The organism is Paenibacillus sp. sgz302115 (assembly GCF_056120445.1).
The window spans coordinates 150,128-172,474 of record NZ_JBVYOK010000003.1 but is presented as its reverse complement, the minus strand read 5'-3'; the positions used below and the strand labels follow the sequence as shown (position 1 = coordinate 172,474).

Here is a 22,347-nt window from a genome sequence, read left to right as displayed (position 1 = left end):
TGATTGTACATAACCTGTTTCAAGGGCGCTATCCAAAAGAAAATATACCCCTGTTAATTCTGAAGTCAAAGGGATGATTTATAGGTTTTACAGGGCATTTTTAAGAGTTTGCCAACATCGTGTTTCAAAGAAATATACAAACAACAAAAAGCAACTCATCCGTAGACAAGTTGCTTTCTGTACCGAGGTAATGTCAAAAAAATGGCTGCCCCTTACTCTTGCTCCATCGTGCTGATGTCAATTACAAACCGGTACCGGACATCTGAAGCTAATACACGCTCCCAAGCTTCATCAATCTGGTTAGCGGAAATAACTTCGATCTCAGAGGCAATATTGTGTTCCGCGCAGAAGTCAAGCATTTCCTGCGTTTCTTGAATTCCACCGATCATTGATCCGGCAAACGACCGGCGCTGGCCGATCAGCGAGAACACGTTAACTGCCAGCGGGTCCGCCGGAGCACCGACATTGACCAGTGTGCCGTCCAGCGCCAGGAGCGATAGATGGGCACTCATATCAATCTTCGCGCTTACTGTATTCACGATAAGGTCGAACGAACCGGCAAGTAATTTGAACGTTTCCGGATCGCTTGTGGCATAATAATGGTCAGCTCCTAATTTCAAGCCGTCTTCTTTCTTCTTGAGCGTCTGTGATAGAACAGTAACCTCTGCTCCCATAGCATGAGCGAGCTTCACTGCCATATGTCCAAGCCCGCCAAGTCCAACGACAGCTACCTTCTTGCCGGGAGCGGCTCCCCAATGGCGCAGCGGTGAATAGGTTGTGATCCCTGCACATAAAAGAGGCGCAGCAGCATCAAGCGGAATACTGTCAGGAATTCTAACTACAAAGCCTTCCGTTACGACGATGTGGGTGGAATAACCTCCCTGCGTATAATGTCCATGCCGGTCAATTGCTCCATAGGTGCCCGTATTCCCATTAAGGCAATACTGCTCCTCTCCTTTACGGCAGCTGCTGCACTCTCCACAGGAGTCAACCATGCAGCCTACCCCTACCCGGTCGCCGACGGCAAACTTTGTAACCTCGGAACCAATCTGGCTGACAATGCCGGCGATCTCGTGTCCCGGAACGAGAGGATATTTCACCGGTCCCCACTCCCCGCGGGCTGTATGGATGTCTGAGTGGCAAATCCCTGCGTATTTAATCTCAATGAGAACATCGTGCGGCTGGAGATTCCGGCGCTCTATCGCGGTCAGCTTGAACGGACCCTCAGGACTGAATGTAGCACGTGCATTAACTTTCATCATATCTGTCAAAACCTCTCTTCTTATTTGATTTAAAAGATGTAACGCCTGCATACAAACCATATGTTATTACTTAAAGTTAACTCTAAGTCAAGTGATAATTTTATTTTGCTTATAACTGAAACATGACAATCAGCAGATACCGTGATAAAATCCCTGTTAGAGTTAACTCGAAGTCAATGAAATTGGAGATAGGAGATACATCATGAAGACATACTCCATTAACGAAGTTGCAGAACACTTTAACCTGACACCACATACCTTGCGTTACTATGACAAGGAGGGACTTATACCTTTTATAGAAAGGACCTCCAGCGGGAGACGCATATTTAAAGAATCGGATATTGAAGCCCTAAAAATAATTGAATGTCTGAAAGCATCCGGGATGCCGATTAAGGAAATTAAACATTTCATTGAGTGGTGCTCTGAGGGGGATTCTACCTTGCAGCAAAGATATGACATGTTCCTGGAGCGGAAAGCTTGTGTAGAAGCACAGATGGAGGAATTAAAAAAAACAATGGCAGTCATTGAACATAAATGCTCATATTACAAGACTGCCTTGGATTGTGGCACGGAAGATGTTCATAAAAGCAACAAAAGATAAGGTGATTTCATTACCCGCGTGCCCTCTCTTGTCACCACTTCATAAGCTTTTTGATTTGAGCAGTCAGTTTATTCGCCGCTTTGCTGTGAGTAGCTTGAGACGGGTGGAAATCAGCGGCGTAGCCGTCTGCTGCAAGCTGCTCGTCAAACTTCATTGCCGTAATATTGCTGTCGCCTGTTTCTTGTTTGAATTCATTAACTGCTTTTTCGATAAACGGATATAACCTGCCTCCCATAATACCCAGCGTACAAAGAATTGGGGTATGGGGATTATTGCGTCTGACCATTTTAAGAAATCGAACATACTCTTCAGCATATTCTGTCTGCTTGTCTATATCATCCTTAGTGTAAGAATCATCATTCGTCCCGAGGTTAATGACAATCAGATCAGGCACAAGCTTATTGAAATCCCACCGTAATTCTTGAGGCAGCAGGGTATCGTCAAATTTCCCCTCAGACTTGCCCACTTTTTCATAGTAATCCGGGATAAGATGCGTGGTAAGCTTTTGATCGTTTTCCGTGTAGCCTGTAATAATACCGTATCCGCTATACGAAACCATGCTGTAATCAGCCTGTAGCTGCTGGGCGGTCAGGTATGCATAGGTTTTCGTGACATCTTCCGTAGCTGTGGAAAAAGAATGCAGCTCATGCTCATCATCAACGCCATAGCCGCAAGTAATGGAATCGCCGATGAATTCGATCGTATGTACGTTGTCCGGGGCCGGCTTTATTCCGTCTGCAGCATCAACGGTGATCTCCTGAATCCCCGCTGTTGACATCGCCGCCTCTGATAGCTTAATAACCGTTACCGTTACATTCTGCTCAGTATCGCTTTCAAATACTGTGTACGTTGTAAGCGGCTTATTCAACTGATCGTCAATCACCCGTCTTCCGTTTACGTTGATGCCAATCCGGGCGAGATTATTGCCGGTTGAGGCAATAGCATCACCTATTAATGTAATCTCCGCTTTCTTACCATAGAATGAAAATTCCACCCCGCCGCCTGAGAGCGCCAGCCACAGCACATCCTTATAGTAGTGGGTCCGTCCGATGATCTTGACATTGTTTTCTGTTGCTCTGAACACTTGAGTTGTTGCTGGCATCTTTCAACCTACCTTCCTTTTCTTTTTCATGCAGTAATTGCAATGTACTCCCAAAGCCAGATCGTATATTAAGTCATCGTAATTGAATCGTTATTCGCTTTTGGACCCTCTTTTGCCAGAAGCTTCTTCGTAAAATTCACATCAAAAAAATGAATGATGGGTCCCAGACCTAATGCGGACACCAGTGTTCCCAAACCTATAATGCCACCGAATAGGAAGCAAATTAAAGCACAAAGGGCATCTGTAAACATGCGGTGCCAAAAATAAGAGATTTTTGGAAAATAATTTCTCATAATCAGGGACAGGCTGTCATAGGGGGCTATTCCCACATCCGATGTCTGATACAGGGATACCCCAAAGCTGCATACCACCACGCCAATCGCCACAATGGCCACCCGCTGCCATAACAGCTGAGGTTCACCGAGCAGATTTAGCCAGGTACTATGAAAAAAAGTAGCTATGTAGCCCAGAAGAATTGCATTTACGAAAGTCCCGGCTCCGATATACTTTCGTCCCGTTATGAATTCGATTACAAACAATACCAGGTTCAGTAAGATCAGAAAATTTGCATAGGTGATACCGCTGGAATCTGCAAGTGCCATCACCATGCCGCTGAAGGGATCATTCCCCATGCCGGACAGCTTAAAAATACTGATTCCCATGCCCAAAAATACATTGCCGAAAATCATAATGATCAATCGTTTTGTATCTACTTTTTTAATATACCCCTTCATATGTTCCATCCTATTTTCATATTATAGTTCTGCATTTCACAAACAACGACGTCATTATATCACAACTGCCTCTTCTGAGCATTGGAAAAACAGAACAGACCTAGCCATAATTCGGCTAGGTCTGTTCAACTTTTTAGATAATATTCCGCCTTCAATGTTACTTTTCCAAAATCCCCCGCTCAAGTGCAACAGCTACCGCTTGAGAACGTGAATCCACTCCAAGTTTATTGTAAATAGTCGTTAAATGTGCTTTTACTGTACGCTCGGAGATTCCCATATCAATGGCAATCACTTTGCTTTTGAACCCCCTGGCAACAGCTTGCAGAATGCTGATTTCCTTGCCGGTCAACGTAGTAGCTTCATTTTGAGAAGAGATTGAACCTTTCTCCTGCGCCTTGGCTGCAATTACGCGTTCCATAATATCTGCTGAAAGCAAGGTTTCTCCACGTACTGCCGACTCAATATTTCTGAAAAGATTCTCACGGCTAGTATCTTTTAATAAATAACCTTTCGCTCCCATGGCCAGACCGCTGATCATTAATTCGTCTTCGTTATAGGTCGTGAGAATGATCACCGGAATTGAGCATTCTTGGTTCCTTAACTCTTGCATGGTTTCCAGTCCGCCCATAACTGGCATATTCAAGTCCATCAGAATTACATCCGGTTGCAGTTCCTTAATCATTGGCAGAGCCTGTGAACCGTTCTCGGCTTCACCAACGACTTGAAACTGCTCGCTGGTCTCCAGAATCAGCTTCAATCCTTCCCGGACAACAAAATGATCATCTACAATCAGAATCTTATATAAATTCATTTGTGTTCTCCTTCAATGAATGGTATTTCCAGCTTAACACTAGTTCCTTCCGGGTTACTGTTCACGTAAATTTCTCCTCCTATTAGTCTTACCCGCTCATTAATGCCCAGTAACCCATAGTGTCCGGCATCCTTGCCAATATCATCTGTTTTAAATCCGATACCATTATCCCTAATTTCAATGATTAGCCTGTCGTTTTGCGCAAAAACAAATACCCATACTTTACCAGCCTTTGCATGGCGGGCAATATTAGTCAGACATTCTTTAACAATATGCAAGCTGTGTTCCATCTGCAGTCTGGACAATCGTTTATTCAAACGGTAATCCGTGGATACGACGATACCCGTAGCCTCTCTAAAATGTTCAATTTCATCGGCAATTGCCTCTTTGAAATCTAACTCTGGAGCTGATTTTGACCGCAAATTATCAATCGCTCTCCGGGCTTCAGCCAATGTCCGGCGTGCCTGCTGCATGGACTGCCTAATAATTTCTTGTGCCCGCTCCGGATGATTTTGTGACATATGAGCATCTGCAGCCTCAAGCCGCATAATGAGTCCGGCCACACCCTGTGCCAGTGTATCATGCAAATCCCGCGCCATACGCTGGCGTTCATTCGCAAGGGTTAATTCCTCTACCTTCTCATGGGCTTCTCTCAAATCCTCCAGAAAGCTCTGAACTCTGAGCCGCTCTTGAACCTGCTTGAAGAATAATATTGCATAAGCCAGCACAATAATAAGCATCAGAACAAAAATAGGAAGAAACACGATCAGTTCATCCCTATCTCCCACAGTCAGAGCAGAATCAAAAAAAACAATAATACTGATCAGTGAAACGAACACTACTCTCTTCACACGGAATGAATAGCTAAGGCTCTGAGCTATCAGTACAGGCAGCAGCCCGATTAAAACCGCCTGATACCCGTCTCGCATTAAAATGGCACACAAATAGATTAAAGCTGCTTGAACTGAGAAGTAAATCCAGAATTTTTTGTTTGTGACTCTGTAGGAGTTCCAATGTAATAATACGTGAATTGTAAATAAACTTGTAAATACAGCACTCTCTAAAATCAAGGGTTCCTTAAGAAATTGCAATATCATGGTTCCAGCATATACAATTGATACCCAAATTAAAGTCGGCAGCCTTGAAGCGAATAAATCGCTAATACTCTGCATTCCGTTTTTTTCGTTCAATTTCCTCCCCCTCATCTGGACCAAGCTTAGCTTCTCTCTTCTCTACTTTTCATCGGGCTCTCCTTTATTATCTTCAAATATGATCGGTAGCGCTATTAAGATCGTGTATTATCCTACGCAATCTCTTTCGAAGGTACGATTATTGCGAGACCTTGTGGGACAATCTCTATATTTTCAATTGAACTGCTGCGCTTCTCGCCATCAATTCCAATATGGGCTGCATTTAGATCAAATTGCGTAATGCTTAATCGTTTGGTTTTAAAATATAGAACATCTGAACGTCCAATGTGTGTGCCATTTTTAATATCAAATAATAGCTGTATGGTGTTAAATAGCGAGCTTTTCTTTATAACTAGTACGTGGAGATGCCCGTCATCCATTCTTGCACCCGGGACCATTCCCTCATGTCCGCCTACTACAGACGAATTAGTAACCAGGTATAATAGTGCTTCTTGCTCTTTATGCAGTTCATCACTCTCTATCTTTATGTGTGTGCCTTGAAATATTTTGGCTAGCTTAGGTACAGCAGATAAATAGTAGGCCTTTTCTCCAAACATGTTTTTCAAATATTGATTGGTAGTATAGCTAATTGAATTTATTGTACCTCCGGCAACCACATAATGAAAATATTCATCTCCGGCTAAACCAAGATCAATCTTTTTTATTCTCGCTCCTTCCAGCATTTCACAAAATTTTTCCGCCGTGCATGGCAGACTCAAACAATTCCCAAAATCATTTACAGTTCCTGTTGGAAGATATGCGACTGGTTTATCTATACCAAGTTGTTTTATAGAATTGACAGCATAATGAAGTGTTCCGTCACCGCCAGCCACTACAATTACATCGCATTGCTCGAAAAAAGATCTTTCAATTGGTTTACTATTCATAGAGGTAAAAAAAATATCTTTATCATTTAATGCATGTTTTCTTTTCAAACGGTCAATTACGTCAGCAATGATGTTACGCGCCTTAATATGTCCCGAAACTGGATTTATAATCATTTTTAGTCTCATATAATATCGAAGTTCCCTTCATCTTATATTTAAAGTTCTCTCGTTGAATACCATCTATTTCTTTGCTACATTCTCATCTTACAATAGTGGAGATCGGGCAACATCGTCCGAAAGGGAGCTTGAGTCTGCCCTTTTGGGCAGTACGTCCGGAGATTCTCAGTATATAAAAAAGGACAAGAGTTTCTCACTCTCGCCCGTTCTTCGTCTGTACCCCCTCCAGTTTTTCAACAATCCATGGATGAAAATGCGGCGGGCATTGAATGTTGTTCTAATCAATGCCTGCCGCTTCTCGAACCAATCTATTCTAATGGCTTAGCCAAAAATCTGATGTTAGATTCCTTCGCAAAGTCCCGCTGTTTCTTCTCTACTTCCTCCATCACTCCCTCACCTTCCACATCGAGATTCGGAAGCAGGCGGTCCAGCCATTTTGGAAAATACCAGGCCGACTTCCCAAGCAAGGTCATTACCCCGGGAACGATGAGCATCCGGACGATAAAAGCATCAAAGAGAACACCGAAGGCGAGCGCCAGCCCCATGACCTTAACCATAGGCTCCTCTGCCAGAATAAATCCGGTAAAGACGGCAACCATAATGAGTCCTGCTGCTGTTACGACTCCGCCGCTGTGACGGATACCGGCAAGAACGGATTTTTTGGCATCTCCGCTCTTCTTAAATTCCTCGCGCATCCGGCTGACCAGGAATACTTCGTAATCCATCGCCAGGCCGAACAGAACACCGACTACAATGATCGGCAGGAAATTAAACACCGGCGCCTTGGCATAGAACCCGAATATATTCTGGAAATGGCCGTCCTGAACAACATAGGTGACAAAACCCAAGGTTGCGCCGAGCGACAGAATAAATCCGAGTACTGCCTTAATAGGAACCAAAATCGAACGGAACACCAGCATAAGCAGTACAAAGGCCAGACCGACAATGATTAGGCAGAATTTAGGCAAGGCCTGATTCAATTTCTGCGTGATATCTATATTGACAGCCGTGCTGCCGGTTACACCAATCTTGATATGATCCTGCTGCTCTATTTCCGGTGCCTTATCACGAATCAGATGGACAAGGTCTATGGTTGCTGAATCATTAGGGCCTGTTGTTGGCATAACTGTAATCAGCGATACTTTTCCGGAAGGCGCGGTGACTGCCGGGTTTACCATCGCAACGTTGGGATAAGTTTTTACTTCCTCAATCACTTTATTGAGATTGGCCGCAGCCTCTTTCCCGCCATCCGTTTCAGCCAAAATCACTAACGGTCCATGATACCCTTCGCCATATGCTTCGGACAGGAGATCATAGGCCCGGCGTTCGGTTTTATCCGGCGATTTATGGCCGTCACTTCCAAGACCCGTCTCCATGTGGAAGAACGGCAGAGCAATGGTTGCCAGCAACGCTACACCCAGCACGACAGCTACTAAAGGCTGACCGGTAACAAATCTTCCCCACAGATTACCGCGGCCCGCCGGCTTCTGCTTGCTTCCTGCCCGCTTGGCAGGCGCTTTAACCTTGCCCCCCAGCAGGTCCAAAATCGCAGGTACGACGAATATCGTCATAAGTATTGCGGTTAATACAGTAACTGCACCAGCCATACCCATAGCTGTAAGGAACGGCACTCCAACGAAGGAAAATCCGACCAGAGCGATAATGACCGTTACTCCGGCAAACACAACCGCACTCCCCGCCGTTCCGTTCGCGATGGCAATTGCTTCACGCCGTTCATAACCTTCTGCAAGCTGCTGACGGTATCTGGCGATAATAAACAGTGCATAGTCAATACCTACTGCCAATCCAAGCATTCCCGCCAGTGATAAGGCAAAAGAAGGAATGTCTAAGAAACTGGTTCCTATAATAATCAGCATAATACCGAAGCCAAGGCCTAAACCCGCTGTAAGAATCGGCAAAATGCCCGTAATGATAGAACCTAGAGCTATTGCAAGGATTACCAGGGCCAGCAGTACCCCGAGCCCTTCCGTCGGACTGCTGGTTGCCATTTTCACATAGCCGTCTCCGATCAGCTCAGCCTGCCAGCCGGCATCCCGCAGGTTTTCCGCAATCTGATCAAGTGAACCCTTCGATGCCTCTGTTACTTCATCACCCGGCACTTTATAAGTGATTGCGGCATAGCCGATGGTGCTGTCCGCATTCAACGAATGGTTATCATACGGGCTAACGACTGAGGCAATCTCCGGATCTGCTGCCACTTCCTTGAGTTTGGCGGCAATGAGCTGCTTTGCGGCCTCAGAGGATAACTTTTCATTGTCCGGAGCCTTCAGCACCAGCTGGGTTTTACCGAGTCCACTCTGCGGGTTTGGAAATTCCCTTTCCATAACCTCCAGTGTTTTTTGCGAGGCAAGCCCGGGAATGGAGGTCTCCTCACCAAAATGGATTCCCATCGACAGCGCCACAATAGCTGCTGCTACCAAAAGTGTGATGCTTCCCAGAAGGACTTTAAGCCGGTTCTTCGCCGACCAAAACCCCAGTCTGTATAATATTTTTGCCATTTCAGTATCGTCTCCTCTTTGCTAAATGTTTGTCTCTGTGCCTTAATCTTATAGATTGGGAGTTCTTCTGCCATCGTCCAAAAGGGCAGACACGCTCTGCCCTTTTGGGCAGCCCTTTAGCAAAAAGAAAAAGCCCCACTATGTGGAGCCAGACTTCAAAATTAATAAAGCATGCGAAGGAATTCCTCGCATGCTTCTATATCTTCACTCTTTTTGAATAAACTTATCTACGGGACATTTAATTAATATTATAGTTCCCTTGCCATTAGTCCATACCTGAGCCAGCATCATGGTCTGTTCTCCGTTTTGAAGCAAAAAGCAACTCATCCGCGAACAAGTCGCTTTTTAAGGTTGGATTTTGCTCTTCGCGATCTTGAGATTGACTTCCTTGATAACATCGTCTGTTTCCGAACCAAGGATATCTATAAAGGTGATTTCATTTCCCTCTTTGTCATCTGTCTTCCACCAGATCGTCCTTAAACTCCGCACCTTATATCCCTTGCCTCGCTTGATCACGAAGCTCCAAATGAGTGTCGTCACTTTCCACAGGGATGTCCTCTAGATATTTCACTGTAATCTGCATTAATGCTTTCAAGACTAACCTTCAAGTAATCAAAAGCGGCCCAGGGATCTGCATTGTCTCCGCAAGTGAATAAATCGACTGCAGCATAACCATATTCAGGCCAAGTATGGATCGTTAGGTGGGACTCCTGAATCACCACCACTCCGCTAACACCCCATGGTTCAAAGTTATGAAAGCTTTCCTGAACGATTTCAGCATTTGCTTTGATCGCCGCGTTATGCATATAGGATCGAATTTGATCTGTATCATTAAGCTTTGAAGGCTGGCACCCATAGAAATCAGCCAGAATGTGTCTGCCTAATGGCCTTGAAATTGTATATTGGGCTTCCTGGTCTTTTTGCTGTATTTCAAATCTATGATTCCCACAATATGGGCAACCTTCGCTTTTTAATTCTTCTATAGTTTTAAAGTTCTTATCCCTGCCAATAAAGAAAACCTTTTTGCATATTTTACAACTGTACACACTGTTTGGCTTTCGTTTCTCTCTTGTATATATTAGACGGGAGCTTGTTTCATCTTCCGGGATAATAGCTCTGGTTAAGTCAGTACTTTCCAATATTATCATCTGACCTGTGTTTCCTAATAGAGAAGCACCCTCATATTGATTAAACGTAGGAAAAACCTGACGAATGATCATTCCATGTGAATGAAGCACTTTTTGAAACGCCAATGCTTCATTAATTTCCACCCCAAATATTACCTGCTGTTTGCAGCTTCGGCACCATCCTAGGATCGAGAACCATAAAATCATTTTCCCGAAGAATGAAGTCACCTGTCATTAGAGTAACGGCCAGTTCCCCTTTCAGCATGTATATCAAGTGAATATTCTGCTGTAATGAAATTGCGGGCGGTCGGTTCAAAATCGAAATTTCGCAAAAAATCAAGGCCTGGTTCTCACCCTCTCAAAGCTTAATTGTGAAGCAAAATTTCCTGAATCCGGGCCGAGTCAAAAGCAACCGGTTTATTGGTGTTTGCGCTTTCGTAAAATGCATCCATAATTCCAGCAAAATAAAGGCCGTCTTCAGCCGGAGCGATCAGTTTTTTCTTCTCCTGTACAATACAGTCATAGAAATGCTGGAATTCATTTATCAGTTGCAGATTTGCATTTAAATTAAGTTTCGGAACAATATCCAGGCAAATATCCGAATATTCGCCGAACAGCTTCAATTGTCCGTTCGTAAGACTTGCCCCGCCTTTCGTTCCGAGCAGTTCCACATAGAAACGGTCTTGCTCAATATTGGAGGCCCAGCTGAAATCGAAGGCAACGGTCGACCCGTTATTAAGACTGAGAAAGCCGTTAGCCGTATCTTCCACATTAAATAAACCGCCTTCAATTCCTTTATAGCCATTACGGTTGCGCGCGGTCGTATGCACGAAATTTTGATGAATCGTCCCTGAGATATACGAAGGCTCCGGCTTTCCCATAAGGTATAAAGCCAAATCAAGATAGTGGGTACCAAGGTCAATCATTACTCCCCCGCCTGCCTGATTCTTGTTAGTAAACCACGTACCCCTTCCCGGTATCCCGCTTCGTCTGATCCAACCAGCTTTCGCGCTGTAGATATCCCCTAGCTTACCGTCATCAACCCATCGTTTCAGGAAAACCGTCTCATTCGTGAATCGGTTGTTTAAACCGATCATAACCTTCTTGCCTGAAGCCCGTTCCGCAGCCAGAATATTCCGGGCTTCGTTTACGCTCATGCATAAAGGCTTCTCGCAATGAACATTGACACCTTGGGAGAGTGCATATTCAGCAATTTCGGCATGGAGAAAGTTCGGCGTAACGATGCTAACGATATCCAGCTGTTCTTGACGAATCATCTCTTTGTAATCGGTATATACGCCGGCTACCCCGTATTTTTCAGCCATTGAAGCTGCCTTGTGCAGCACTACATCGCAAATAGCCGCAACCTCAACACCGGGTAGATTCAAATAACCGTGAATATGTTTTTTCTCCGCATTCCCGCCGGCACCGATAAGACCATATCTGAGTTTTGTCATAGCTGTCACCTCTTTCATTAATGTTGGAGCAATAATTTCTTGAAATATGCTGCCGAATAATCAATACCTTTCCCGGCCAGCTCTTCAGGAAGTGCAGATTGGCGCGGTTCAATACTAAGTCCGCCCTTATACCCGCGTGTCCGCAGGATGGCGATAAAGGAAGGCCAATCGGTCTGGTCCATACCGGCCGGCGGCTCATCTACCTTTACACCGTTAACCAGCAGCGACCCTTTTAAGTGCACGTGGGCAAAGCGATGACCCCAATCGAGTGTCTCCTGCATGTAATCTCCTCCAAAGAATCGGGCATGGGAAGGATCATATTTAATGCCCAGTTCCGGTAAATGACCGTGGATGATTGCCCATACTTCCGGAGTATTCACGAAGTTGACTTTCCTGCAGTTATAGGTTGAAATTTTAATACCTTTAGGCCGGGCATAATCCAGTAAAAGCTGGAAAAACGCAATAGCAGCAGAACAGTTATCATACAGCGACAGTCCCTCCACATAGTTGCAGCCAGCTACGACACTCGGACAACCAAGCTCACTAGCTGCATCAATCAGCCGGTACATGCGTTCCACTTCTTCTCTGATAATTCCCCCTTGCTCATCAATGCGCAGCGACTTCCAGCGGCCAATGGAACCGACTGCAATCTGGTACTGCTCCATCCATTGTTGATAGCGGTTAAGGTTTTCATAGAACGCTTCAACGTCATCCCCTTCATTAATGCAAAATTCCAAAAAAATGAGTCCTCTGCTTTGGGCCATGGCGAAGCTTTGTTCGCTTGGCGATGCGATAATGCCTAATTTCATTTCAATCTCCCTTTCTAAAAAAAATTAGTCGTTAACTTCTATAGAACAACAATGAATATGATTAATAAGAAATCTCCTTTGCATGTAGGATGTTGTAAGTAGCCTTGCACTCTATATAACGTTTACAATATAATTTTATTATGTTTAACTGATTGCTTCCTTCTTCCTGTTAACCTGATTATTGTTAATATTCATTCTGTTTAATTCGATCTATATACAAAAAATAAGAGGTTAAAAATACATACACAATTTTTAACCTCTTATTATAAAGTTTATTGCTTCTGTGTTTTTACTAACGAGGCAGCACCAATGATTCCTGCGTCGTTTCCTAATTCCGCCAACTTGAGTTTAGTGCTTGTCCGCACCTGAGGAAATGCAAACTTATTAAAAACTTCATCTACACCCTTCAATAACGTTTCTCCAGCAGCCGAAACTCCGCCCCCCAAAATAATAAATTCAGGATTTAGAATATTCGCAATATTACCGCATGCTAATCCCAAATAATAATATAATTTGCCTAGAACTTTTTCAGCTAATTTATCTCCTTGTTTCGCTAGGTCAAATACCGTCTTAGCTGTAACTTCTTGCCCGTCATCAATTAAGAATTTTAATTCCGACTCTTCTTCAAACCCTTCAGATAGATCTCTGGCTATGCGTACTATTCCTGTTGCACTGGCAACGGTCTCCAGGCAACCTTGATTACCACAAGTGCAATGGTATCCACTCGGTTGTACGATAATATGCCCGATCTCACCGCCTGCACCAACAGCTCCATGAACTAAAATTCCATTCGTAATAATACCTCCACCGACACCTGTTCCGAGTGTAATAAATACTACATCTGATCCACCCTCACCAGCACCTTTCCATCCTTCTCCTAGTGCTGCTACATTGGCATCATTATCTATGAAAAAATCAATCCGAGTTCCAGTTTCAATTTGCTTCTTTACAGGCTGCAAGGTGCTCCAATTTAAATTATATGCCCCTATAACATTGCCTTTTTCGCGGTCTACAGTTCCCGGCGAACCCATACCAATTCCTATAACATCCTTTGAACTAAGATCATATAAACGCAGCCGATAATTTATAGATTCGATAATATTAGGTACAATATATTTCCCTTCGTTCTGGATATTCGTTTCAATACTCCATTTTTGTTCAATCTCCCCCTCCTCGCTCAATACAGCAAATTTTACAGTTGTTCCTCCTAAATCTATCCCTATTAATTTCTTCATCCTCAACTCACCTCTACACGGATTCTACATAAAGAGAGGATAAAAGCCCTTACTAGACTTCTATCCTCTAAAAATTTGATGTTGAACTACAATAAAATGTACGATTAAGAGAAATACTGGCTTAAGTAGTTTCTACTGATCTTAATTGAATCTTTTCTTGATTTAAGCGAATCTTCAAACGCTTTATCCTCTACTTCAATTACAGCATAGCCACGATATTGAATATCAGTTAGTGCAGAAACATATTGACCCCAGTTTACGTCACCTAATCCTGGAAGTTTAGGCGAAATATACTTAAGCGGTGTAGCCATAATTCCCACATCATTTAAACGGTCCTTATACACTTTGATATCTTTGAAATGGATATGGAAAATACGTTCCTTAAATTCATAAATAGGCTTAATATAATCCATTTGTTGCCATACAAAGTGGGAAGGATCAAAGTTTAATCCAAAATTTAAATTTGGAATCAGTTCAAATACTCGTCTAAAGACAGCCGGGGTAGTCATTAAATTTTGTCCACCTGGCCATTCATCTTCTGTAAATAGCATAGGACAGTTTTCAATAGCAATCTTAACCCCAAGTCCTTCAGCGTAATCAACAAGTGGTTTCCAGATTCTCACCATCCTTTCTAGATTTTCTTCTACAGTTTTTGTTTGGTCTCTACCAATAAAAGTGTTGACTAAGTTTACCCCCAACTTGCTTGCTGCCTCAATGCATTTTCTCAAGTGTGCTACGATGTAGTCACCTTGCTCTTCACTAGGATGAAGCGGATTTGGATAATATGCAACTGCAGATATTTGAATTCCTTTAGCCTCAGTATAATTCAAGACGTAATCAACATCTAAGTTATCTAAATCAATATGAGTAACACCAGCATATTTTCGAACGGCTCTCCCCTTTGGCCAAGCGCATAATTCGACACAGGAGAAGCCATTTTCAGATGCAAAATCAATTACTTCTTCGAAAGTACATCCATCTAAAATAGCACTATTAAAACCCAGTTTCATAGTGTCTTTCCTCCACTTTTTTTATGAAAGTTCAATCACTTTTCCTGTTTCAGAAGATTTATAAATGGCTTCCAAGATTTGCGTAACGACAAGCGCTTGTTCTGGTTTAACAACAGGCTCTGTATCATTTAGGATACAATCAATCCATTGGATTGCTTCGGCATCACGTTGTTCAAGAGAAGTTCCAGTAAATCCAAACACCCCACCAGCTTCGGATGGTTGAGTCTCTACTAACTGATCATGTAATACCTTGTTATATACAACATAGCCTTGGTCGATGTAGGCTTTTCCGAACATTTCCGCTCCGCCTTCAGTTCCACATAGCGTTACTTGAGCTTCTTTTGCATTAATCATATTTAGCGCCCATGCTGCTTCCAAGTAAATTGTTGCACCATTTTCCATTTTAATAAAACCAAATGCAGAGTCTTCTGTTTCAAATGTTTCTGGATCCCATGGACCGAAATTATTTCCTTCCGGCTTATCCTTTAGTTTTTGATAAGTCGAACCAAAGACACTCTTTGGCTTATAGTTGTCCATAAACCATAATGTCAAATCTAAGGCATGAGTTCCAATGTCGATCAGAGGCCCGCCACCTTGCTTCTCTTTATCCGGAAATACACCCCAAGTCGGTACCCCACGACGTCTAATCGCATGGGCTTTAGCCATATAAATATCTCCAAGTTCATTGTTTTGGCAAGCTTTATACGTAGCAAGAGAGTCTGCACGGAAACGATTTTGGTAGCCAATTGTTAGCTTGTTACCTGTTCTTTTAGCAGCATCCAGCATTTTCTTACCTTCTTCATAACTAATTGCCATTGGTTTTTCGCACATTACATGTTTTCCTGCTTCAAGAGAGTCTACAGTAATGTAGGAGTGAGAAATATTAGGTGTTAATACATGAATTACGTCAATACTTTTATCTTCCAACATTTTTTTGTAATCTTCAAAAACAAGTGCATCTGGTGTTCCATATTCCTTAGCAGCTTTTTCGGCTCGGTCCAACTCAATATCACAAAAAGCTACCAGTTCCACTTTATTAGCTAATTTCGCTAGAGCTGGAAGATGTTTTTGATGTGCAATTCCACCGCATCCAATAATCCCGATTTTTAATTTCTTAGTCATTATTATCCTCCATTTTCTTGAAGTCCTTTGACCTCTTAAGAATTATGATTCCGCTTACACTCTTATCTTAATGCTTCTCCGCAGTTATTCCATCACTGTAATTAACTTAGTAAATGCTTATTTTCATCATATTCATTACTTAATTTAAAACATAATAAAAAGAACAAGAATAATATTACTATTCTTGTTCTTAACCTCTAATACATAAGTTATCTTTCATTAAATAATAAGTTCAATTCGTACAATCTTATTTCATGTGGGTGAAGTTCCCCCTGTAGCACAATTGATTCATCATTAACCGTAATGTTTTCGATCTTCAATTCAGGTATGCAAATTTGCTTTAAATAATCAATCTCGTCCTGTTTCATATCATGAGCTTGCCCTATATTAAACCATTCATCAAGGACACTTCCATGTTCCCGATTCAACTTAAGTTTATTTAAACGATATCTTCCATTTTTTATTCCTTGTATTTTTAACGATACGACAAGAGAATCATTATTTTCAAATATCTCATATTGTTGATTAATGCTTATACTTCCTTCAGGACTTAGATAATAAGAATAGTCAAAGTGCTTATAGTTGTAGCATAAAACTTGAAAACTGTCCCCCGTTTTTTTTGTTACAATATAATTTTTCCCCTTAGCAACTAGTATATTACCCAACCTTTTTAACAAAGCAAAGGCATGATAGCTCGGTTTTTTTATTCCATTTTTAGTGACTAATCCAACTCCGCCATATAAAAGATTTTTGGAATCTCTAAAATCGCTAAATATGTCTGAGGCCAACCAGTAACCAATCATTTTCACTTTATTTTGAGTTAAATTTTCAATGACATTTTTAATCATATAAGTAGCTTTAAAACAACTATCATTCAGATAGTCACGATTAGAAACTGTAATATTCCATTCTGTAACGTTCAGTTCAAGTTCATTAAAGCCGGACTTCTTCAAAGATCTCCTTAATTCTGTAAGAGTGTTCAAAATATATTCTGGATTGGCTGATTGGGAATTAGGAATTTGTTTGTTATCTCGTTCCATTTCAACTGGATAAAGATATACAGAAAGAAAATCGGGTTGGAATTCCTCTTTTCTCCACTGTTGAAGCAGTAAATGTAATTTATCACCTTCAGAATCCATACTTAATCCACAGCCGCCTACTTTAGCAGTGGGGACAATCTCTTTAGCAATTTTCTTGAATTCACCAAATACTTTAAAATACTCTTGGAATTGAAACGGATCCTGTAGTTGATCTATATTAGTTTCATTACGATTCCGTATAAAATCAAAGTTCGGTCTCCAAATTTCAAAATACCAAGTTTCAACTTCTTCGATCCCAAAATGTTCTACACATTGAGATAAAAAGCCTCGGGATAAATGCCTCCATTCTTCCAGCGATCTTTTCATGATAGGTTGAAAAACCAATGTCTCTTCTATATTTTTTGATATAATTTTAGGTTTAGGACCGAGTTCAATAAAGGGCTTTATACCAATATTCACCAATACATCTAATACCTTATTGGTAGTCGAAAAATTATATTGAATATCCCCCTCTGAACGATCCTCTAACTGCATATCGTCTTCAAAAATCCCCCACACCCTGGCGTAAGAAAATCCTATATCATTTTGAAGCTTCTTGAGCTGCTCTTGCATATCTGAGTTTAAAAGATCCCTTGCATAACCAACATTAATCAATTTTGACCAATACTTTGTATATGCTTCTCCCCTTTCTGTTTTTATAATCTCAGTTTGAATATTGTCCACAATATTTGTAATCGTTTGTTGATCATCAGTTGCTCTGCTATCTAAATACTCACGCAGTTTATATATTACCTCAGAGCTTTCTACATGATCTGTTGTGCCGCTATCATAAGATATATCTTCTTTATTCACTTTTGTGAAATATTGCTTTCTAAACTCTGCTGGTTTCATTTTATTTAACTCATAAAAAACCCGATTAAAGGATGTTAAAGTAGGAAATCCATTATCCAAAGCAATTTGGGTTATGGACTTATTAGTGTTAACTAGTTCATTTATAGCATATGCTTGTCGAATTTTATTCAAATATCGAGAGAATGTTGTTCCTACATACTTTTTAAATAATTTTGACAAGTACGGCACAGAAATATAATACATGTTTGAAACTTTCTCCAACGACAAAGGTTCTCGATAATTGGTTTGAATAAATTTAATTATTTCATTGATTCTTTCATCTTGACTGCTTTTGGTGCAATTATCTTCTAATTCAATTTCATCTGATTTTTTTAAATAATTTCTTGTTAGTATTGAGATTAAATCAATGGCTTTTAACATAAATTCAATACTAGAATTCACTTTTCGTTTTATATACAGTGATATTAATTCTTCAATTGCCCTTTTTACTTCCAAATCTTTAAAATAATTTCGTTTAATGGAATTACAAGAATAGAGAATTTGTTTTTGATTAAACATTGAGCACAGTTTATAATAATTAAATGTAATAATAACAAATAAATTTTCATCTTGGGAATGAAACGAATGAAATTCATTCGAATTAATTAGCAAAAAATCTGAATTCTCCATCTTGAATTCATTATTATTTACCTGCACTTGTAAGTTGCCTCTAATGTTATATATTAATTCAACATCACTATGCGCATGATTTAAAATATTTTTATTACTTTTAACTGAAATAATAATTAATTCAGAATCATTAAGAGCAGAATTGAGAATATCTGAACCACTCAAATTCATTCCCCCAATCATTTGTTTCAAGTATATCGTTGATTCCTTTGTATAAGTTTGGGAAAATTAAACAACCTGTGCTCTTCCACAGAGCCCAGGTTGTTTAACTGCATTTTTATTAACTCAACTTTAACGATTCTAAAATCGCTTTTTCCATATCCAAATGGCGTTTGGTCATTAAAAGTGCTGTATTAGGGGCTTGATCAGTGTATTCTTTAATGATATACCCTTCATATTCCGACATAATATAACCATCAAAATTTGAGTTATGAATTACTGATAGAATATCTCGGTAAGGAATGCTTGCTTCCTCAAGTTCCTCGCTTAGATAATGGAATTTCCCATGGAAATGAAAAACGTATGGCATGATTTCCTTCAAACCTTTCAAATCTGGTTCCTTATAAAAGGTTACATATCCATACATTCCTTGGAAGGCTCCCATAACGGCTTCATTAGCACCTGCTTCAAGCAAACGCTGCCGCGCTTCTTCTCTTGGGACTTCTGCATAGCGAAGTTGTGCTGCTAGTTCCAATAATTCAATAGGTGCACCATTCGCTAATGCTCCATCCCACTGAAGCTTATTTGGACGAGTTGCAAAACAGCCAAAGTCAGGTATAAACCCAATATATTTCGATCCTGTTCTTTCGATAACCTCTAAGTATTTTTTCATAACCGGCGACGTTGGGGTCTCAGGATTATGAATTTCCACACCAACCTTAACCCCGTAACTTTCTGCGTAAGGTGCTAGTTTTCCTAACGAGGTAGGAGATAAAAGATATTGTGCTCTCATCACCTTACAACCGAGTTTGCTAGCAGTTTTCACATCAAGAATGGCTGATTGCAGCATTTCTTCTTCAGTAAGGTTCCGATCAGATCTCATACCTCGATCTGTGTTTGCCCCATATGAAACGAATTCAACTCCATAATCTTTTGTGATTGCTTGAAACTCATTTATCACTTTTTCATTTGTATAAGGATAGGAAGATAGCATTTGAGTTCCTACTAGCTCAAATCCTTGTGCTCCGAATTCCGCAGCTGTACGGATACAATCTTCTAGTGATAATTTCCCATTCACGTAATCCTCTGTAAAGCTATATAATGAAACACCCAATTTAATGTTGCTCATATTCTTTATGCCCCCTCCACAAGATCATGAACCACCAAAGTTTTGCTGCCACAAGAATCCAATTGTAAATATTCATGATCGTCTTCTTTACTTCCCGGCACAGGCATATAAGGAACACGCAATAGAAGTTTTATATCAATTATATGTTCCTCACCTTCTGATAAACCACCTGGTGCAAAAACTTTAATTTTTGCTGCCTCTTTTAGATTCCAAAATTCTGAAATCAGACTTGGCAACTGTCTAACTGTGAACTCTTTTTCATTCAAACAGAAAGTAAGATCATCTGAAGCGATTTCAAAACCATCAACCGTTACACCGAATTCTTCAATACACGACAGATAATGCCCTCTATAATTACTAAGGCGAATTTGGAATTCATATCCTAGCTTTTTTCCGTTGACATAGGTGTTTTCCAAACTATCGTCGCAAATGGTATCCACCAAGGGTAACTGCATACTGAATTTCATTTGTAAGCCTCCTATTTGAAAAATGTAAACCTATTCAAAGATTAATAATACTCTTCTTTTAAATTCCCTCCTTTTCCCGGAAACGTTATCAATAAACAATATGTTTGCTTTACTTAATTATCTTAACTAACATCTTTCATAGTTCCTTCTCAAAAAGTATCTTAGAAAATGTACATTCCATTCAATTTTTTCATTAATATCTTTAAAATAAGGAAAGATTAAAAAAAACGATATTATTTTTAAGCTCTTACATTTAATTCTGATACTATTTGCGGATGCAGTTTATCTAACTTATAAAAGGAAATGGTAATAATTTGGAATAAACTGCAAATAATCGGTACCAAGAAATAAATATATTTTATTGAATCTACAGCTGAAGCTGTGACATTGTTTGTATCATAACCTGCAAAAGCCAAAGCATACCCCACAACCGAACCGCCAATAGCCATACCTACTTTTGTAGCAAAACTATATCCGGCAAAAAGAGTACCTTCTGAACGAATTCCGAATTTCCATTGGTTATAATCAACTGAATCACCAATCATCCCATAAACAGAACCACCACAAATTCCACCAATAACGTTCGTAATGAAATAGATAACAATAAATACAGTCAGGTTATCCACAAATAGTGGGAGTAGCATATAGCCAAGACAATATACAATAAGTGCACATATATTTGCTTTACGGTGCCCAAACTTTTTTATAAAAAATGGAGTAATGAATGATGCAACGATTACACATAAAGAATACAGCGGCAACAAAACGGAAATCATAGCAGGATCATTTAGAACCTGGATACAGAAATAAATAGTAATAGCAAGAAAAGCTCCAAGTTTAATAAATTGCATTAAGGCAAAGATTGTACACGAAACCCATGGGCCATTTTTAAAAGCGCTTTTATAAGTTTTCATAAGACTTATTTTTTCTTTAGCCACAACCGTTGTTTCGATATACCGCTCCTCACAGTTTTTCAGAAGAATAAAGAAGCTTATTATTGCAATTCCAGAAAAGAGAACTGCTGTCCATAAGAATCCTTGCCGTTCATTTCCATTCCCCAGAAAACCAACGAGAGGCATAGTAACAACAGCAACAAGGATATTCCCTAATCCTGTTCCAGCCATACGAAAGCTGGCAAGCTGTGTTTTTTCATTAGTATCTCTTGTCAATAAAGTCATTAATGCGCCGTATGGAACGTTTACAACGGAATAGAGTATACCAGCAACAATGTAAGTAATATATGCATAAATGATCTTCACTGTATTAGAGGAATCAATTGTTGTGAAGGATAAGATGAAGAATACACACAATGGTATAATTCCAAATAAGATATACGGTTTAGTGCGTCCCCATCTAGAGTTTGTTCGGTCAACAGCCCCCCCAATTACAGGATCGATAAAAGCGTCTAAAAGTCTTGATATAAGAAAAATACTACCAGTTGCCGCAACAGGAATTAAGGCAACGTCCGTATAAAAATAAAGCAAAAAACTACCAATAACTCCCCACACAAGATTTGACGAAAAATCCCCCATGCCATAACTTAATTTTTCTTTTATACTGAGCTTACCTTTTGGAACTAAACTTGACTTTTCCCCTTGAGCAGCTTGCACATTCATGTTGTCACTCCCCTTACACTTTTTAATTAATGCAGGCATTTCATACTTCAAGAAAATTAAAGACAAACATTGGAACCGCTTTCAAATCTCATTATAAAATTAGTTCTAAAGCTTCCCACTTCGTAAGATTTTTCACTTTACGTTTTTTCCACCTCATCTTTATGTTCAAAGAATGTTTTTGGTATATACCCCCACATCTTTAAACGTATTAATAATTAATTATTTTACTTCTTCCTTCATTAAGATCATACTCTGCATCTTCTCATTTTTCCTTACTGTTCTTATCCTTAATTTCACTTTTATTTTTAATCTTGATATGTTTTTCAATCCCCCAATTTGTAGATTAAAAATAGGCATATTTTTTTTAATAATTGTGTACAATATTATTCTTCGGTTAACAAAAAATGTTATTTGGATGAATTTGGATATATT

Annotated in this window: 18 protein-coding genes and 1 pseudogene; 1 reads left to right on the top strand and 18 read right to left on the bottom strand. The window is 40.3% G+C overall.

Annotation, left to right across the window (positions count from 1 at the left end; genetic code table 11):
* Positions 1 to 212 precede the first annotated feature (212 nt).
* Positions 213 to 1,262 (bottom strand): NAD(P)-dependent alcohol dehydrogenase, encoded by a 1,050-nt coding sequence (locus AC0LWN_RS09030; RefSeq protein WP_474664414.1) that lies wholly within the window; start codon positions 1,260 to 1,262, stop codon positions 213 to 215.
* A 202-nt stretch (positions 1,263 to 1,464) separates the two neighbouring features.
* Between AC0LWN_RS09030 and AC0LWN_RS09025 the strand changes: the two genes are divergently transcribed.
* Positions 1,465 to 1,863, top strand: coding sequence for a MerR family transcriptional regulator (locus AC0LWN_RS09025; protein ID WP_474664412.1), 399 nt, complete (start codon positions 1,465 to 1,467; stop codon positions 1,861 to 1,863).
* Between the two features lie 31 nt (positions 1,864 to 1,894).
* Here the strand turns inward: AC0LWN_RS09025 and AC0LWN_RS09020 are convergent, their stop codons facing one another.
* The 17 genes and pseudogenes from AC0LWN_RS09020 to AC0LWN_RS08940 all read right to left on the bottom strand — a co-directional run bounded on the left by AC0LWN_RS09020 (position 1,895) and on the right by AC0LWN_RS08940 (position 21,915).
* Positions 1,895 to 2,965: an SGNH/GDSL hydrolase family protein gene (locus AC0LWN_RS09020; RefSeq protein ID WP_474664410.1), complete on the bottom strand. Its 1,071-nt coding sequence runs from the start codon at positions 2,963 to 2,965 to the stop codon at positions 1,895 to 1,897.
* Positions 2,966 to 3,033: 68 nt separating this feature from the next.
* Entirely contained in the window at positions 3,034 to 3,708 is a 675-nt protein-coding gene (locus tag AC0LWN_RS09015) for a YczE/YyaS/YitT family protein (protein WP_474664408.1), read from the bottom strand.
* 148 nt (positions 3,709 to 3,856) lie between these two features.
* On the bottom strand, positions 3,857 to 4,510 hold the full coding sequence (locus AC0LWN_RS09010) for a response regulator (RefSeq protein WP_474664406.1): 654 nt from the start codon (positions 4,508 to 4,510) through the stop codon (positions 3,857 to 3,859).
* The gene (locus AC0LWN_RS09005) at positions 4,507 to 5,700 is read right to left on the bottom strand and encodes a sensor histidine kinase (RefSeq protein WP_474664404.1); all 1,194 of its coding nucleotides are present in this window, start codon (positions 5,698 to 5,700) and stop codon (positions 4,507 to 4,509) included. The genes AC0LWN_RS09010 and AC0LWN_RS09005 overlap by 4 nt, the downstream gene beginning before the upstream one ends.
* A gap of 113 nt (positions 5,701 to 5,813) precedes the next feature.
* On the bottom strand, positions 5,814 to 6,701 hold the full coding sequence (locus AC0LWN_RS09000; protein WP_474664402.1) for a diacylglycerol/lipid kinase family protein: 888 nt from the start codon (positions 6,699 to 6,701) through the stop codon (positions 5,814 to 5,816).
* A gap of 311 nt (positions 6,702 to 7,012) precedes the next feature.
* Positions 7,013 to 9,223 (bottom strand): MMPL family transporter, encoded by a 2,211-nt coding sequence (locus AC0LWN_RS08995; RefSeq protein ID WP_474664400.1) that lies wholly within the window; start codon positions 9,221 to 9,223, stop codon positions 7,013 to 7,015.
* 354 nt (positions 9,224 to 9,577) lie between these two features.
* A pseudogene (locus tag AC0LWN_RS08990) lies at positions 9,578 to 9,676 on the bottom strand (RNA polymerase subunit sigma-70); the annotation flags it as partial.
* Between the two features lie 83 nt (positions 9,677 to 9,759).
* Entirely contained in the window at positions 9,760 to 10,494 is a 735-nt protein-coding gene (speD, locus tag AC0LWN_RS08985) for an adenosylmethionine decarboxylase (RefSeq protein WP_474664398.1), read from the bottom strand.
* Positions 10,495 to 10,715: 221 nt separating this feature from the next.
* Positions 10,716 to 11,807, bottom strand: a complete 1,092-nt coding sequence (locus AC0LWN_RS08980; protein ID WP_474664396.1) for a Gfo/Idh/MocA family protein — start codon at positions 11,805 to 11,807, stop codon at positions 10,716 to 10,718.
* Positions 11,808 to 11,824: 17 nt separating this feature from the next.
* Complete coding sequence (locus AC0LWN_RS08975; RefSeq protein WP_474664394.1) at positions 11,825 to 12,616, bottom strand: sugar phosphate isomerase/epimerase family protein; 792 nt, start codon at positions 12,614 to 12,616, stop codon at positions 11,825 to 11,827.
* A 272-nt stretch (positions 12,617 to 12,888) separates the two neighbouring features.
* A complete protein-coding gene (locus AC0LWN_RS08970) occupies positions 12,889 to 13,851 on the bottom strand; it encodes an ROK family glucokinase (RefSeq protein WP_474664392.1) in 963 nt (320 codons plus the stop codon).
* A gap of 104 nt (positions 13,852 to 13,955) precedes the next feature.
* Complete coding sequence (locus tag AC0LWN_RS08965; protein ID WP_474664390.1) at positions 13,956 to 14,861, bottom strand: sugar phosphate isomerase/epimerase family protein; 906 nt, start codon at positions 14,859 to 14,861, stop codon at positions 13,956 to 13,958.
* 21 nt (positions 14,862 to 14,882) lie between these two features.
* A complete protein-coding gene (locus AC0LWN_RS08960; protein ID WP_474664388.1) occupies positions 14,883 to 15,983 on the bottom strand; it encodes a Gfo/Idh/MocA family protein in 1,101 nt (366 codons plus the stop codon).
* Between the two features lie 209 nt (positions 15,984 to 16,192).
* On the bottom strand, positions 16,193 to 18,727 hold the full coding sequence (locus AC0LWN_RS08955) for a GH39 family glycosyl hydrolase (RefSeq protein WP_474665000.1): 2,535 nt from the start codon (positions 18,725 to 18,727) through the stop codon (positions 16,193 to 16,195).
* A gap of 97 nt (positions 18,728 to 18,824) precedes the next feature.
* Complete coding sequence (locus tag AC0LWN_RS08950; RefSeq protein WP_474664386.1) at positions 18,825 to 19,832, bottom strand: sugar phosphate isomerase/epimerase family protein; 1,008 nt, start codon at positions 19,830 to 19,832, stop codon at positions 18,825 to 18,827.
* Between the two features lie 5 nt (positions 19,833 to 19,837).
* Positions 19,838 to 20,299, bottom strand: coding sequence for a C-glycoside deglycosidase beta subunit domain-containing protein (locus tag AC0LWN_RS08945; protein ID WP_474664384.1), 462 nt, complete (start codon positions 20,297 to 20,299; stop codon positions 19,838 to 19,840).
* A 239-nt stretch (positions 20,300 to 20,538) separates the two neighbouring features.
* Entirely contained in the window at positions 20,539 to 21,915 is a 1,377-nt protein-coding gene (locus tag AC0LWN_RS08940; RefSeq protein WP_474664382.1) for an MFS transporter, read from the bottom strand.
* Positions 21,916 to 22,347 lie beyond the last annotated feature (432 nt).

Coding starts and splice junctions, on each gene's coding strand:
- AC0LWN_RS08955 (WP_474665000.1), bottom strand. CDS start 18,727: ATGATTGGGGGAATGAATTTGAGTGGTTCAGATATTCTCAATTCTGCT.
- AC0LWN_RS08970 (WP_474664392.1), bottom strand. CDS start 13,851: ATGAAGAAATTAATAGGGATAGATTTAGGAGGAACAACTGTAAAATTT.
- AC0LWN_RS08960 (WP_474664388.1), bottom strand. CDS start 15,983: ATGACTAAGAAATTAAAAATCGGGATTATTGGATGCGGTGGAATTGCA.
- AC0LWN_RS08995 (WP_474664400.1), bottom strand. CDS start 9,223: ATGGCAAAAATATTATACAGACTGGGGTTTTGGTCGGCGAAGAACCGG.
- AC0LWN_RS09000 (WP_474664402.1), bottom strand. CDS start 6,701: ATGATTATAAATCCAGTTTCGGGACATATTAAGGCGCGTAACATCATT.
- AC0LWN_RS09015 (WP_474664408.1), bottom strand. CDS start 3,708: ATGGAACATATGAAGGGGTATATTAAAAAAGTAGATACAAAACGATTG.
- AC0LWN_RS08950 (WP_474664386.1), bottom strand. CDS start 19,832: ATGAGCAACATTAAATTGGGTGTTTCATTATATAGCTTTACAGAGGAT.
- AC0LWN_RS08975 (WP_474664394.1), bottom strand. CDS start 12,616: ATGAAATTAGGCATTATCGCATCGCCAAGCGAACAAAGCTTCGCCATG.
- AC0LWN_RS08965 (WP_474664390.1), bottom strand. CDS start 14,861: ATGAAACTGGGTTTTAATAGTGCTATTTTAGATGGATGTACTTTCGAA.
- AC0LWN_RS09030 (WP_474664414.1), bottom strand. CDS start 1,262: ATGATGAAAGTTAATGCACGTGCTACATTCAGTCCTGAGGGTCCGTTC.
- AC0LWN_RS08945 (WP_474664384.1), bottom strand. CDS start 20,299: ATGAAATTCAGTATGCAGTTACCCTTGGTGGATACCATTTGCGACGAT.
- AC0LWN_RS09025 (WP_474664412.1), top strand. CDS start 1,465: ATGAAGACATACTCCATTAACGAAGTTGCAGAACACTTTAACCTGACA.
- AC0LWN_RS08940 (WP_474664382.1), bottom strand. CDS start 21,915: ATGAATGTGCAAGCTGCTCAAGGGGAAAAGTCAAGTTTAGTTCCAAAA.
- AC0LWN_RS09010 (WP_474664406.1), bottom strand. CDS start 4,510: ATGAATTTATATAAGATTCTGATTGTAGATGATCATTTTGTTGTCCGG.
- AC0LWN_RS08980 (WP_474664396.1), bottom strand. CDS start 11,807: ATGACAAAACTCAGATATGGTCTTATCGGTGCCGGCGGGAATGCGGAG.
- AC0LWN_RS09020 (WP_474664410.1), bottom strand. CDS start 2,965: ATGCCAGCAACAACTCAAGTGTTCAGAGCAACAGAAAACAATGTCAAG.